Genomic DNA, 14,106 nt, shown 5'->3' with positions numbered 1-14,106 from the left:
ACGTCGGAAGGACACCCATGCCGAACCTCGGTCGACTCGTCTCCCGCGCCGCGCAGCACTGGCCGCAGCAGGAGGCCCTCGTGTGCGGCGACCAGCGCCTCACGTACGCCCAGCTGGACGAACGGTCCAGCAGGCTGGCCTCGGCACTCGCCGCGCTCGGCCTGCCCGCCGGCGCCGCCGTCGCCACCTACGCCGCGAACCGCGCCGAGCTCGTCGAGGTCGAGGTCGCGCTCGTCAAGGGCGGCTTCCTGCGCGTGCCGATCAACTTCCGGCTCGGGCTGGAGGAGGCCGCCCACGTCGTCGAGGACGCCGACGTCCGCGTCGTCGTCGCCGACCCGAGCCACGCCTCGCTCGCCGTGGACGCGGTCAAGCGCTCCGGCCGCGACGCCACGGTGGTCGTCCTGGACGCCGAGGGCCGCCCCGACACCGCGGACGCCGTGTCGTACGAGGGCCTGATCGCCGGCGCCGACCCGCGCTTCGAGGGCCCCGACGTCCCGCTCGAGGCCCCCTGCGTCCTGAACTTCACGTCCGGCTCGACCGGCCGGCTCAAGGCCGCGGTGCAGACCACCGGCAACCGGCTGGCGAACGTCCGCAAGCGGCTCATGGAGCCCGGCGGGGCGCTGACCTGGCACGACACCTACCTCGTCGCCGGCCCCATCACCCACGCCTCGGGCATGGTGCTGCTCGCCGCGCTGAGCCGGGGCGCGAAGGTCGTCGTCATGCCGGCGTTCACGCCGGCCGACTTCCTGGCCCTCGTCGAGCGCGAGCGGGTGACCACGACGTTCATGGTGCCGACGATGCTGAACCTGCTGCTCGGCCTGCCCGGCCGCGACACGTACGACCTGTCGTCGCTGCGCAGCCTCACGATCGGCGGCGCCCCGGTGTCGCCGCAGCGCCTGCGCGACGCCGTCGACTTCTTCGGCCCGATCGTCGCCCAGGGCTACGGCCAGGCGGAGACGACCAGCGGCGTGCTCGTGCTGACCGCCGAGGACGTCGTCCGCGGCATCGAGTCCGACCCCGACGTGCTGCTCTCGTGCGGGCGCGCGCTCTACGACACCGAGGTCATGGTGGTCGACGACGAGCTTCGCCCCGTGCCCGCCGGCACGACCGGCCAGCTCGTGGTGCGCGGCGACGACTGCGTGACGTCCTACTGGCACGAGCCCGAGCTGAGCGCCGAGACCTTCCGCGACGGCTGGGTGCTGACCGGCGACGTGGCCTGGATGCGTGAGGACGGCTACGTCTTCATCGTCGACCGGCTGAAGGACATGATCATCTCCGGCGGCTTCAACATCTACTGCAGCGAGGTGGAGGCGGCCGTCTACGAGCACCCCGCCGTGGCCGAGGCCTGCGTCGTGGGCGTGCCGGACGAGACCTGGGGCGAGGCGGTCAAGGCCGTGGTCGTGCCCAAGCCGGGCGCGACGATCGACGTCGACGAGCTCGTCGCGTTCTGCGCAGACCGGCTCGACCGCATGAAGAAGCCCCGGTCGGTGGACGTCGTCGACGCCCTGCCGGCCAACCGCAACGGCAAGATCGACCGCCGCGCCGTCCGCGCCCGCTACTGGACCGGCGCCGACCGGGCCGTGAACTGAGGAGCCCCCATGACCTTCGACCTGCGTCCGACCTACGACGACTCCCCCACGCTCGGCCCGCTGGTGGCCGACCTGCGCGCCTACCTCGACGGCGAGCTCGCCGAGTACGAACGCGCCCACGACCTGGGCCCCGCCTCGGTCTACGACCGCTCCGTGCTCGAGCCGGTCTGGAAGCGCAGCCGCGAGCTGGGCTTCTACGGCGTCCACCTGCCGCCCGAGCTGGGCGGGCGCGGCCTGTCGTTCACCGAGCTGGCCGTGCTGAAGGAGGAGGTCGGCGCGTCCGGCCGCGTCCTGAACCACTCCGTGCTCGGCGACATGGGCGGCCCGCTGCGCGCCGGCTCGATCTTCGAGGTGGCGACCCCGCAGCAGGTCGAGCGCTACCTGTTGCCGGTCGTGCGCGGCGAGCGCGCCTGCTGCTTCTCGCTCACCGAGACCGACGCCGGCTCGGACGTGCGCGCGATGTCCACCACGGCCACCCCCGACGGCGACGGCTGGCGCATCACCGGCCACAAGGTGTTCAGCTCGGCCGGGCCGTTCGCCGACTTCTCCGTGCTCGTCGCCCGCATGGCTGGTGAGGACGAGCGCTACTCGGCCTTCCTCGTCGACCTGGACAGCCCCGGCTGTCGTGTCGTGCCCGGCGATGTGCCCCTCTCGGGTGAGCACATCGAGGCCGACATCGTGCTGGAGGACTGCTACGTCGGGCCCGACCAGCTGCTCGGCGAGGTCGGCGACGGCCTGCGGATCGGCGTCGGACGCGTCGTGGTGAACCGGCTGCTGCACTGCCCGACGGTGCTGGGCCAGGCCCGGCGCGTGCTGGAGCTGACGATCGACTTCGCCAAGGAGCGCAAGGTCTTCGGCGGGCGACTGGCCGACCTGCAGTCCGTCCAGCACCGCATCGCCGACATGGCCACGGCCTACTACGCGGCCCGGTCGATGACGTACGACGCGCTGGCCGCGCTCGACGCCGGCCGGCGTCCGGCCACCGAGGCGTTCATGTGCAAGCTGTTCGTCGCCGAGAACGCCTTCCGCATCGCCGACGACGCGATGCAGCTGCACGGCAAGGCGGGCATGGTGCAGGGCTCGGAGATCGAGTCGGCGTTCAAGAAGCTGCGCATGTTCCGCGTGCTGACCGGCTCGTCGGAGATCCAGCGCAACGGCATCGCCAAGGCGCTGCTGGCGTAGCAGGATCACGAGGGCCCGGGACGCCGACGCGTCCCGGGCCCTCGTGCGTCCACTACCGGGTCGACGGGTCCAGGACGGACTCCGGCACGGACGCCAGCCGCAGGGCGGCGAAGAGGTCGTCACGGATGCGTTCGGGCACGCCCCTGCCGACGAGGAGGATCCTCGGCAGCGTGTGGAAGCTCTGGCCGCGCACCGGGGACGTCGTCTCGTACCCGATGTGGGGAAGGTCGGTGTGCAACGACCAGATCGTCCCGGGGCCGACGAGCATCGGCCACACGCGGGAGAACCCGATGACCCGGACGGACGCGACGTCGCGGGCGTCCAGCTCCACGACGATCCGTCGACCGCGTCGGGCGACGACGCGGGAGCCCGCCACCCAGTAGCTGACGCGGGCGGCCGACACGCACCACATGAGCAGAGGCACCAACGTCGCGGGGATGCCCACCGGTCCGAGCATCGCGGCACAGATCAGCACGGCGTCGACCTTCGCCTCGGTCGTCGCGAACTCCGGGTCGAACAGGGCGAGGCCGAGCCCCACGACCGCTCCGATGACCACGCCGGACGTGGAGGTCACCAGCAGGATCGGCCACGCCGAGCGCAACCGGCTCCGCGCGACCAGCCGCTCTCCGTCCATCGTCCCCTCCTCGTCGGTGCCTCGTCCCGCCCGGTGGACGGCGACCCAGGGTCCCAGACGTCCCGCCAATCCGGCCGAACGGCTCCGCGGAGCGCTGCGCGGACCTACGATCCGGGAGGACGGGCACGACGCCCGCCCTCGTCCGCACCACCGAAGGAACGCCGTGCGCCTCACCTCCCTCGTCCTCGCCGCCGGCCTGGCGACCGTCACCGTGCTGGGCACCGGCACCGCCGCCCACGCCGAGCGGGCCTCGATCAAGGACAAGCGCGCGGACGTCGTGCGCACGACGTACGCCATGGACGACTTCGAGGTCCAGGAGGAGCGCCAGCTCAACACGGCCTCGAGCAAGAAGTCCGGCATCGACGCCAAGAGCGTCCGGTACGACCACCGCCGCAAGACCGTCAGCGTCACGGTGCGGTTCTCGCGGCTGAAGTCCGACAGCGGCGTCTACGTCGAGGTGTACGCGCCGGGCAGCAAGAAGGCCGACTTTGAGGTCTCCGGACGCGTCGGCGACTCGCAGGCCTACGTCACCATGCCCGACGACTACGAGCCGATCTGCACGGGCGACGTCGCGAGCCGTCGGGGCAAGAACGGCTGGGTGACCGTGACCGTGGACCGCGCGTGCTTCGGCGACCTGCCGGAGGTCCGTCTGGCCGTCGGCGCCTTCCGGACGCTCTTCGACGACGACACGCTCGTGACCTACCACGACGCCCTGTCGGCCAAGAAGATCCGCACGCCGCAGAAGACCCGCCTGCTCGCCGCGGGCTGACACCTCTTCCCGGAGGACGGGCGGCACGCCCTCCTTCACCCCACCCCGAAGGAAGCGCCGTGCGCCTCACCTCCCTCGCCATCGCCGCCGGTCTCGCGACCGTCACCGTGCTGGGCACCGGCACCGCCGCCCACGCCGAGCGGGCCTCGATCAAGGACAAGCGGGCGGACGTCGTGCTGACGACCATGTGGGACGAGGGCTACCAGGAGCGTGGCCTGGGCCGGACCGAGAGCAAGAAGTCCGGCATCGACGCCAAGCTCGTGCGGTTCGACCACCGGCGCAGGACGGTCAGCGTCACGGTGAAGTTCTCGCGGCTGAAGTCGGCTGCGGGCTTGAGCGTCGCGTTCTACGCGCCCGGCAGCGACGAGCCCGACTTCGAGCTCTACGGGGACCTCGACTCCTCGGACGCCGACGTCATGGACGCCGACTACGACCACGCGTGCTCGGCGAGCCTGAAGGGCCGCGAGGGCAGGAACGGCTGGATGACCGCCACCGTGAAGCGCTCGTGCCTGGGCGACCTGCCGAAGGTCCGCATCACCGCCGAAGCCTTCCGCGTGGTCGAGAAGGACGAGTCCGTGCTGATCTACGGCGACGCCCTGTCGGCCAAGAAGATCCGCACGGCCCAGAAGTCCCGCCTGCTCGCCGCGGGCTGAGACCTACGGCTCGACGATCGCGAACGGCGCGGACGCGGGCTCCAGCGCTCCCAGCACCGCGCCCACGCGCGTGCCGTCGCCGCTGACCTGCGCCCCGGCCGCGTCGCCGCGCAGCAGCCCGACGAGCCCGCGGACGTCCGCCCGCACGACCGCGGCACCGGGCTCGGCTCCCTCGACGAGCCGGCGGTGGCGCAGCACCCCGCGGCGCAGCCACAGCCGCCAGGTGCCCTCGCCCGGCACCTCCCAGTCGAACGAGGCGTCAGCGTCCCAGGCCCGCGGTCCGTCGACCCGCACCGCCAGGACGTCCAGCAGCTCCTCGACCCCGACGCCGCCGAGCAACCCACCCCCCGGGCCGGCCGCCGGGGGCGTGCCCTCGACGAGCTCCAGCGCGCCGGTCAGGAAGCAGTTGCGCCAGGTGGCGTTCTCGGTCTGCGCCGCCAGCCGCCGGTAGACCTCGGCGAGCAGCTCGCGGGCCTCCCGCTCCTGCGGGTCGGCGAACACGACGTGGTCGAGCAGCGTCGCGGCGAACCGCAGCTCGCCCTCGAGCACCAGCTCGCGGGCCGCGGCCAGCGCGCGTCCGGTGCCGCCGACGACGCGCATCCACTGTCGCGCCTCCTGCTCGGGCGGCAGCGGCCACAGGCGGGCGGGGTTGGCGTCGTACCAGCCCAGGTAGCGCTGGTAGATGCCCTTGACGTTGTGGCTGAGCGAGCCGTAGTAGCCGTGACCGGCGGGCGACTCGGCCAGCGCCGGCGGCAGCTCGAGCTGCTCGGCGATCTCGCGCGGCGTGAGCCCCCGGTTCATCAGCCGCACGGTCTGGTCGTGCAGGTAGGCGTAGACGTCGCGCTGGTCCTCCAGGAAGTGCCGGGCCCGGTCGGTGCCCCACGTCGGCCAGTGGTGCGTGGCCAGGACGACGTCGGCCCGGTCGGCGTACAGCTCGATCGTCTTGTCCAGGTAGCGCGCCCACGCCCGGGCGTCACGGACCTGGGCGCCGCGCAGCGTGATGATGTTGTGCATCGAGTGGACGGCGTTCTCGGCCACGCACAGCGCCCGGAGCCCGGGCAGCAGGACGTTCATCTCCGCCGGCGCCTCCGTGCCCGGCGTCAGCTGCATCTCCATGACGACGCCGTCGATCTCGACGACCTCGCCGGTGCGGCGCACCTCGCGGGTCGGCCGCGGCAGACCCGTGCGGCCCCGGGCCAGGCGGGGGCCGAGGCCGCATCCCACGTGGCCCGTCGGCGACGGCTCCAGCGCCGTGCCGTACATGTACGCCGACCGACGCGACATCGCCGGCCCGGCGAGCAGGTTCTCGCTCACCGCGTGCTCGGCGAACCCCTCGGGCACGACGACCGGCACGTCGCCCGCGCCCTCGAGCACCCCGTCGATGCCACCGAAGTGGTCGGCGTGCGGGTGGGTGATGACGACGCCGCGCACCGGTCGCTCGCCGCGCACGGAGCGGTAGAGCGCGAGCGCGGCGGCGGCCGTCTCGGCGGACGTGAGGGTGTCGATGACGACCACGCCGGTGTCGCCCTCGACGACGGTGAGGTTGGCCAGGTCGGTGCCGCGCACCTGGTACAGGCCCTCGCAGACCTCGTACAGGCCGGCGCGGGCGCTGCGCCGGCTGTGCTCCCACAGCCCGGGGTGCACGGTGCCGGGTGCCTCGGCGTCGAGGAACGCGTAGGCGGTGCCGTCGTGCACGACCCGACCGGACGCGTCCAGCACCTGGTCGGTCAGCGGGGCGGCCAGGAAGCCGCGGTCCGCGTCGTGGGTCTGCTCGTCCATCGGGTCGCTCCCCCGCTCGACCGGCGCGCCGGGCACCGGCAGTCGTCCGTACCGACATTACTGGACACTTCGTCCAACAGGCAGCGGCCCGGCCGCACTCTGCTACAACTGCGGCATGGAACGCGAGGACAAGCGCCGCACCCGGACGCGCGCCCTGCTGCGGGACGCCCTGGTGTCCCTGTCGCTGGCCCGGGGCTACTCGGCCCTGACCGTCGAGGACATCGTCGCCGAGGCCGGGGTCGGCCGCGCGACCTTCTACACGCACTTCCCCGACAAGGAGAAGCTGTACGACCACGTCGTGCACAGCGTCATCGACGACCTCGACACCCGCCTCGCGCCGGTCACCGACGTCAACGACAAGGGGTTCACCGGCAAGCCGGTCGACACCCTCTTCCGGCACGCGGCCGAGCACGCCGACCTGTACCGGATGATCCTGCGCGGAGAGGGCGACGGCCGCGGCCTGCGCCTGCTCGCGGACGCGTGGGGCGACCGGGCGCTCGAGGTCTTCCGGGCCCGGGCCGACGCGCTCGGCGTCACGCCGCGGGTCGACCTGCGGGTGGTCGCGCGGGCCTGGGCCGGCGAGCAGACGTCCGTGCTGCTGTGGTGGCTGGAGTCCGCCGCCCCGCGCCCCGCCCTGGACGACGTCATCGAGACGCTCGTGGAGCTCTCGCGCCGCGGCCGGTACTGGGCCAGCGGCTTCGACCCCGAGTAGCTCGAGCCGACGGCTTGTGTGCGCCGCATCACATCACGTACAGTCCCCTCGCCGACACTTTCTAGACAGAGTGTCCAGAAGAAGGGAAGCGACATGATGCGTTACCGCCGCGAGCTCACCGAGTACCCGACCGGGTCCAGGCGCCGGGTCCTCGTGGCCGTCGTCGTCATCGCGTGCTTCATCTCCGCGTACGAGGGCCAGCTGGCACCGGTGCTGCCGCTGCTGCTCGACGACATCGGCATGTCGCTCAAGACCTACGGCCTGATCACCGCCGCGTCCCTGCTGTGCGGCGCGCTCGCCGGCTTCGTCGGCGGACGCCTGGTCGACCGCGTCGGCCGCGTGCGGGTCATCGTCCCGTGGATGTTCCTGTCGGCGGCATCCTGCCTGTTCATGGCCTGGTCGCACACGCCCGGCCAGTTCACCGCGGCACGCATCCTGCTCGCGTTCGTCGAGGGCGTCGCGATGTCCGGCACCCAGCCGCTGATCCGCGACTTCACGCCGCGCGTCGGCCGGGCCCAGGCGTTCGCGTTCTGGTCGTGGGGCTCGCTCGGCGCCAACTTCGTCGCCGCCGGCATCGCCGCCGCGACGCTCGACTTCTTCGGCACCTGGCACTCGCAGCTGTACATCATGGCCGGCTTCGCCTTCGTCGGCTCGGTGCTCGTCATGGTCTTCCTGCAGGACCTCGCCCCCGAGGTGCGTCAGCACACCCGGCACTCCGACGAGCACGTCGAGCACCGGGCCACCGACGGTCCCCGGCCGGGCGCGTGGGCGCTGCTGCAGCACCGGGTCGTCGCCGCGCACGTGGCCGCGATGTCGCTCATGTTCGTCCTGCTCGCCACCATGAACACCTACGCGCAGAAGATGCTGGTCGACCAGCTCGACGTCGGGGTCCGCGAGGCGTCCGTCGTGACGATGTCCTTCTGGGCGGCCGCCCTGCTCGGCAGCCTGGTGTGGGCGCGCAAGTCCGACACGACCCAGGCCCGCAAGCCGTACCTGCTCTCCGGCGGCGTCGCGGCCTGCGCGTGCCTCGCCGTCCTGATCGCCGTCACGTCGTCCGGCGCCGACCTGCCGGTCTGGGTCGTCGTGGTGCTGTTCGTCGCGCTGGGCGGCTCGGTGGCCGCCACCTTCGGCACCTGGCAGGCGAGCTTCTCCGAGCACGTCGAGGAGATCCACCCCGACGCCCAGGGCACCGCGTTCGGCCTGCAGCACATGGTGAGCCGGCTGTGCATCCTGGCGGCGGTGCTCTTCGCGCCGCGGGTCGTGGACGCGACCGGCGGCTGGCGTGCGTGGCTGGTCGTGTGCCTCGTCGCGGTGCTCGCGTTCACCGTCATCACGGCGTCGATCTCGACCCGGCACCGGGCGCGGACGCCGGCCACCGTGGGCGCCGTCACGGAATAGCCGGCGGCCCGACCTCCTTGCCCCTAGGTATGACCACCATCGGACTCATCGGCAGCGGAAACATCGGCAGCGCGATCGCGCGACTCGCAGTGAAGGCGGGGCACGACGTCGTCCTGAGCAACCGGCGCGGGCCCGAGAGCCTGGGCGACCTGGTCGCCGAGCTCGGCGACCGCGCGCGGGCCGCGACGCCCCAGGAGGCGGCGGAGGCCGGCGACGTCGTCGTCGTGACCATCCCGCTCGCCGCCTACGAGTCGGTCCCGGTCGAGCCGCTGCGCGGCAAGACCGTCATCGACACCAACAACTACTACCCGCAGCGCGACGGGCAGATCGCCGCGCTCGACTCCGGCGAGGCCACCTCGGCCGAGCTGCTGCAGCGCCACCTGCCCGACTCGCACGTGGTGAAGGCGTTCAACAACATCGCCTTCGCGCACATCCCCGAGCTGGCGCGCCCCTCGGGCGACGCCGAGCGCTCGGCGCTGGCGATCGCGGGCGACGACGAGCGGGCCAAGGGCGAGGTCGTCCAGCTGCTCGACGAGCTCGGCTTCGACGCCCTGGACGCCGGGCCGCTCGCGGAGGGCTGGCGCTACGAGCCGGGCACCCCGGCGTACGGCGTGCCGTACTTCGCCGACCCGTCGACCGTGCAGCCCGGCGGCACCGCCCCGGCCAAGCCGGTCTCGGCCGACGAGCTCAGCGCGGCCCTGCAGCAGGCCACGCGCTGACGTCCGGCGCCTGCGCCCCGCTCAGTCGAGCGAGCGGCGCAGGCGCTGCATGCCGGCGATCCAGCGGTCCGGGTCGGCGGCCTTGCGGGCGTGCATCGTGCCGACCTCGGCGTGCGGCAGGGCCAGGAAGCGTCCCTCGTCGATCGCCGCGAGCAGCGAGTCGGCCACCTCGAGCGGCTCCAGCACGGCGCCGGCCTCGGTGACCGACCGCATGCCCAGCCGGGCCTGCTCGTCGAGCGTCGCCTCGGCCTGCTCGACCAGCGGGGTACGCACGCCCATCGGGCACAGCGCCGCGACCTGCACACCGCGGTCGCCGTAGGTCGCCGCCAGCCACTCGGCGAACCCCACGGCGGCGTGCTTCGTGACCGCGTACGTCGGCAGCCCGAGCTGGGTGAGCAGACCGGCGGCGGACGCCGTGACGGCGAAGCAGCCCTCGCCGCGCTCGAGCCACTGCGGCACGAGCAGCCGCGCCGCCCGCACGTGGGCCATGACGTTGACGTCCCAGGACGACTGCCACGCGGCGTCGTCCGCCTCGAGCCCGAAGCCGCGGAAGATGCCGGCGTTGGCCACGAACAGCGCGACCGGCCCGGCCAGGCCCTCGGCCGTCGCGACGAGCTCGCGCAGGCAAGCCTCGTCGGCCGCGTCGCCGGCCAGGTGCGCGACGCGTCCGGGGTGCTCGGCCTCGAGCGCGGACGCCGTGGCGGTGAGCCGGTCGGCGTCCAGGTCGCTCAGCGTGACCGACGCGCCCCGCTCCAGCAGCCGCTGCGCGAGGGCCGCCCCGATGCCGCCCGCGGCACCGGTGACGACGGCGCTCGTGCCGTCAGCGACGCGCATGACGGCGCAGCTCGGCCTTGGCCAGCGAGTTCTTGTGCACCTCGTCCGGGCCGTCGGCGAACCGCAGCGTGCGGATGCCGGCGAACGCCTCGGCGAGCCAGAAGTCCTGGCCCAGGCCACCGGCGCCGTGCACCTGGATGGCCTTGTCGAGGATCCACTCCACGGTCTGCGGGGTGGCGATCTTGATCGCCTGGATCTCGGTGTGCGCGCCCTTGTTGCCGACCGTGTCCATGAGCCACGCGGTCTTGAGCACGAGCAGGCGCAGCTGCTCCAGCCTGACCCGCGACTCGGCGATCCAGTCGCGGACGACGCCCTGGTCGGCGATCGGCTTGCCGAACGCGACGCGCGACGACGCCCGCTCGCACATGAGCTCCACGGCCCGCTCGGCCAGGCCGATCGAGCGCATGCAGTGGTGGATGCGGCCCGGCCCCAGCCGGGCCTGGGCGATGGCGAAGCCCTCGCCCTCGGCGCCGATGACGTTGCTGACCGGCACACGGACGTCGGTGAACCGCAGCTCGGCGTGGCCGCCGTGGTCGCGGTCCTGGTAGCCGAACACGTGCATGCCGCGCACGAACTCCAGGCCCGGGGTGTCGCGCGGGACGAGCACCATCGACTGCTGGCGGTGCCGCTCGGCGTCCGGGTCGGTCTTGCCCATCACGATGAGGATCCGGCAGTCCGGGTTCATCGCCCCGGTGATCCACCACTTGCGGCCGTTGATGACGTACTCGTCGCCGTCGCGCTCGATGCGCAGGGCGATGTTGGTGGCGTCCGACGACGCGACGTCCGGCTCGGTCATGGCGAAGGCCGAGCGGATCTCACCGCTGAGCAGCGGCTCGAGCCACTGCTTCTTCTGCTCGTCGGTGCCGAACTGGGCGAGCACCTCCATGTTGCCGGTGTCGGGCGCGGCGCAGTTGAACGCGGCCGGCGCCAGCTGGATCGAGCGTCCGGTGGCCTCGGCGAGCGGCGCGTACTGCAGGTTCGTCAGGCCGGCGCCCTCCTCGCCGGGCAGGAAGAAGTTCCACAGCCCCTGCTGCTTGGCCAGCGCCTGCAGCTCGCCGACGACGGCCGGGCGCGCCCAGGAGTCGGTCCGGACGTTCTCGGCGACCTGCTCGTGCAGGACCTTCTCGCGCGGGACGACCTCGGTGTCGATGAACGCGGTGACGCGCTCGAGCAGCTCGGTGGTCTTCTCGTCGTGGGCGAAGTGCATGTCAGGCTCCTGCGTAGACGTAGACGACCTCGGCGACGCACGCCGGCTTGGCCGCGCCCTCGCGCTCGACCACGACCTTCATCGTGATCTGGCTGCCGATGGCGATGTCGGTGACGTCGGTGAGGGTGGCGGTCGCGCGGATGCGCGAGTCGACCGGGACGGGCTCGGGGAAGCGGATCTTGTTGGCGCCGTAGTTCACGCCCATCGCGAGGTTCTGCACCTCGTAGATGCCGCCGACCATGACCGGCAGCAGCGACAGCGTCAGGTAGCCGTGCGCGATGGTCGTGCCGAATGGGCCGTTCGCCGCCTTCTCCGGGTCGACGTGGATCCACTGGTGGTCGCCGGTGGCGTCGGCGAAGGTGTTGATCTGCTCCTGGGTGACGGTGATCCAGTCGCTGGTGCCGAGCTCCTCGCCCACGTGGGTGCGGAACTCGTCGAGGCTCGCGAACGTGCGCGTCATGGGGGTCCTTCCCGACGGAGGTAAGCGCTTGCTTAGCGACCCTACTCCGTGACCCGGGCCACTGACCAGGCCAGCCCGTAAGCGGCTACGTGAGGAGCAGGGTGACGGGGGCGACGAGGGCCAGCGCGGTGGCGACGACCAGGCCGAGGACGTCCGCCCGGGTCCAGGTGGCCGGCTCGGCCCAGGTGCGGTGCTGGGCGTCGGCGAAGCCCCGCGCGTCCATCGCCACCGACGTGCGGGACGCCCCGCGCAGCGCCTGGACGAGCAGCGCGAACGCCGCACCGGCCGCGTACCGACCGTTGGCCAGCGGGTTGCGTGACGGCCCCACGCCGCGGGCCCGGCGGCTGCGCTCGAGCTCGTGCCATTCGCGGACGAACGTCCAGAACCGCTGCAGCGAGGCCGAGAACGCCGCGACGAACCGGCCGGGCAGCCGCAGCGACTGGGCCAGGTGGTCGCCGAGCCGGGCCGGATCGATGTAGCCCGCGGCGACCGAGCCGGGCCAGGCCAGCACCACGATGCGCAGGCCCGCGGTCAGCGCCTCGGCCTCGTCATGGCCGCCGAGCCGCCACGTCGACCAGACCAGGGACAGCGCCGCGATCGAGCACAGGGCGAGGCAGGCCAGCGGGTAGCGCCACGACGGCACGGTCACCACGACTGCGAGGGCGTACGCGCCGAGCGCGACGACGGCCACGGTCAGGTCGCGCACGGCGAACGAGCCGAGGAGCGAGCCGAGCCCGACGGCGAGCAGGACGAGCGGGTTGACCCGCAGGATCGCGCCGGTCACGCGACCACCCGCCCGCGCTCGAGCCGCACCTCGACGTCGCGCGGCGCGAGGTCGTCGTGGGTCGACAGCACCGTGGTCGCTCCGGTCGCGGCGGCCGCGCGCACCCAGCCGGCCACGGCCGCCCAGGTGGCGCGGTCCTGCCCCACGGTCGGCTCGTCGAGCAGGACGGTGCCGGGCCGGTGCGCGAGCGCGGCGGCCAGTGCGAGCCGGCGCTGCTCGCCGCCGGAGAGCCGGTAGGGGTTCGCCTCGCGCAGGTGCGCCAGGCCGAGCACGTCGAGCACCGCGTCGACGTCGACCGTCCGGCCGACGCGCTCGGACGTCCGCGCCACCTCGTCGGCCACCCGCGTGGTGACGAAGCCGTGCTCGGGGTTCTGCGGCACCCACCCGACCACGCGGGCCAGGTCGCGCGACCTCGCGCGGCCCAGGTCAGGAGTCACCGTGCCGGACGTCGGGCGCACCAGGCCGCCGAGCACCCCGAGGGCGGTCGACTTGCCCGACCCGCTCGGGCCGACGAGGGCGGTGACCTCGCCCGGCCGCGCGGCCAGGGTCACGGCGTCGAGCGCACGCGACTCCTGCGTCCCCCGCAGCGAGCGGGTGCGCAGCACGACCGAGACCTCCGCGAGCGCGTGCTCGACGGACGACTCCGGCCGCACCAGCGCCTCGGGGACGTCCACCGGCTCGGGGTCGGGCAGGCCGGGGAACCAGACGCCCCCCGGCGCCGGCCCGGCCAGGAACCCGGCGACGTCGGTGTCCTGGACGACCACCGCCCCGGGGCCGAGCACCACGACGCGGTCGACGTGCGGCAGCCACGGCTCCAGCCGGTGCTCGACGACCACGAGGGTGCGACCGGCCGCGACCGACAGCACCGCGTCGCGCACCCGGGCGGCGCTCGCGGCGTCCAGCATCGAGGTCGGCTCGTCGAGGAGCAGGACGTCGGGACGCAGCGCCACCTGCCCGGCCAGCGCCAGCCGCTGCTTCTCGCCGCCGGACAGCGCGACGGTGAGGTGCTCGCGCGCCACGTCCAGGCCGACGGCGTCCAGGGCCGCGTCGACCCGCGACCAGGTCTCGTCGCGGCCGAGGCCGAGGTTCTCCGGCCCGAACGCGACGTCGCGCCCGACCTGGGCGGCCACGACCGCGTCCTCGGGGTTCTGCACCAGCAGCCCGACGCGTCCGTCGACCTCGACGCGTCCGTTGAGGTCGCCGGCGTAGGTGGAGCCGAGCGCGCCGACCAGCGCATGCAGGACGGTGGACTTGCCCGCCCCGCTCGCGCCGACCAGCAGGACGCGCTGCCCGGGCTCGACCTCCAGGTCCAGGCCGCGGACGGTCGGCTCGCGCCGGCCGAGCGGGCGCCAGGTCAGGCCGTGCAGCCGGACCCGCCCGCGCAGG

14 protein-coding genes are annotated in these 14,106 nt (G+C 73.3%); 7 read left to right on the top strand and 7 right to left on the bottom strand.

What is annotated here, in order from left to right:
* The first annotated feature begins 17 nt into the window (after nt 1-17).
* A complete protein-coding gene (locus HGAM_RS04695; RefSeq protein WP_019144320.1) occupies nt 18-1,589 on the top strand; it encodes an AMP-binding protein in 1,572 nt (523 codons plus the stop codon).
* A 9-nt stretch (nt 1,590-1,598) separates the two neighbouring features.
* Nucleotides 1,599-2,771, top strand: coding sequence for an acyl-CoA dehydrogenase family protein (locus HGAM_RS04690; RefSeq protein WP_019144319.1), 1,173 nt, complete (start codon nt 1,599-1,601; stop codon nt 2,769-2,771).
* Nucleotides 2,772-2,823: 52 nt separating this feature from the next.
* On the opposite strand, the gene HGAM_RS04685 is transcribed toward HGAM_RS04690, so the two are convergent.
* Entirely contained in the window at nt 2,824-3,405 is a 582-nt protein-coding gene (locus HGAM_RS04685; RefSeq protein WP_019144318.1) for a hypothetical protein, read from the bottom strand.
* Nucleotides 3,406-3,568: 163 nt separating this feature from the next.
* Here HGAM_RS04685 and HGAM_RS04680 point away from each other — a divergent pair, with 163 nt between their 5' ends.
* Both HGAM_RS04680 and HGAM_RS04675 read left to right on the top strand, forming a co-directional pair.
* On the top strand, nt 3,569-4,174 hold the full coding sequence (locus HGAM_RS04680; RefSeq protein WP_019144317.1) for a hypothetical protein: 606 nt from the start codon (nt 3,569-3,571) through the stop codon (nt 4,172-4,174).
* 59 nt (nt 4,175-4,233) lie between these two features.
* A complete protein-coding gene (locus HGAM_RS04675) occupies nt 4,234-4,827 on the top strand; it encodes a hypothetical protein (protein WP_019144316.1) in 594 nt (197 codons plus the stop codon).
* 3 nt (nt 4,828-4,830) lie between these two features.
* Here the strand turns inward: HGAM_RS04675 and HGAM_RS17740 are convergent, their stop codons facing one another.
* Nucleotides 4,831-6,606, bottom strand: a complete 1,776-nt coding sequence (locus HGAM_RS17740) for an alkyl/aryl-sulfatase (protein ID WP_049798198.1) — start codon at nt 6,604-6,606, stop codon at nt 4,831-4,833.
* Between the two features lie 115 nt (nt 6,607-6,721).
* Between HGAM_RS17740 and HGAM_RS04665 the strand changes: the two genes are divergently transcribed.
* The 3 genes from HGAM_RS04665 to HGAM_RS04655 all read left to right on the top strand — a co-directional run bounded on the left by HGAM_RS04665 (nt 6,722) and on the right by HGAM_RS04655 (nt 9,435).
* Nucleotides 6,722-7,318: a TetR/AcrR family transcriptional regulator gene (locus HGAM_RS04665; RefSeq protein ID WP_019144314.1), complete on the top strand. Its 597-nt coding sequence runs from the start codon at nt 6,722-6,724 to the stop codon at nt 7,316-7,318.
* A gap of 93 nt (nt 7,319-7,411) precedes the next feature.
* Nucleotides 7,412-8,716, top strand: coding sequence for an MFS transporter (locus tag HGAM_RS17735; protein ID WP_019144313.1), 1,305 nt, complete (start codon nt 7,412-7,414; stop codon nt 8,714-8,716).
* Between the two features lie 29 nt (nt 8,717-8,745).
* Nucleotides 8,746-9,435, top strand: a complete 690-nt coding sequence (locus tag HGAM_RS04655) for an NADPH-dependent F420 reductase (protein WP_019144312.1) — start codon at nt 8,746-8,748, stop codon at nt 9,433-9,435.
* Between the two features lie 21 nt (nt 9,436-9,456).
* Here HGAM_RS04655 and HGAM_RS04650 read toward each other — a convergent pair whose 3' ends face one another.
* The 5 genes from HGAM_RS04650 to HGAM_RS17725 all read right to left on the bottom strand — a co-directional run bounded on the left by HGAM_RS04650 (nt 9,457) and on the right by HGAM_RS17725 (nt 14,027).
* On the bottom strand, nt 9,457-10,269 hold the full coding sequence (locus HGAM_RS04650) for an SDR family oxidoreductase (RefSeq protein ID WP_019144311.1): 813 nt from the start codon (nt 10,267-10,269) through the stop codon (nt 9,457-9,459).
* Complete coding sequence (locus HGAM_RS04645; RefSeq protein ID WP_019144310.1) at nt 10,256-11,476, bottom strand: acyl-CoA dehydrogenase family protein; 1,221 nt, start codon at nt 11,474-11,476, stop codon at nt 10,256-10,258. Before HGAM_RS04645 ends, HGAM_RS04650 begins: the two co-directional genes overlap by 14 nt.
* Before the next feature lies 1 nt (nt 11,477).
* Entirely contained in the window at nt 11,478-11,936 is a 459-nt protein-coding gene (locus tag HGAM_RS04640; RefSeq protein WP_019144309.1) for a MaoC family dehydratase, read from the bottom strand.
* Between the two features lie 85 nt (nt 11,937-12,021).
* Nucleotides 12,022-12,720, bottom strand: a complete 699-nt coding sequence (locus HGAM_RS20540; protein WP_019144308.1) for an energy-coupling factor transporter transmembrane component T family protein — start codon at nt 12,718-12,720, stop codon at nt 12,022-12,024.
* Entirely contained in the window at nt 12,717-14,027 is a 1,311-nt protein-coding gene (locus HGAM_RS17725) for an ABC transporter ATP-binding protein (protein WP_261794713.1), read from the bottom strand. The genes HGAM_RS20540 and HGAM_RS17725 overlap by 4 nt, the downstream gene beginning before the upstream one ends.
* Between the last annotated feature and the right edge of the window lie 79 nt (nt 14,028-14,106).

The sequence above is a fragment of the Aeromicrobium massiliense JC14 genome (assembly GCF_000312105.1).
GTDB classification, from domain to species: domain Bacteria; phylum Actinomycetota; class Actinomycetes; order Propionibacteriales; family Nocardioidaceae; genus Aeromicrobium; species Aeromicrobium massiliense.
This window is presented reverse-complemented; position numbering and strand designations above follow the sequence as displayed.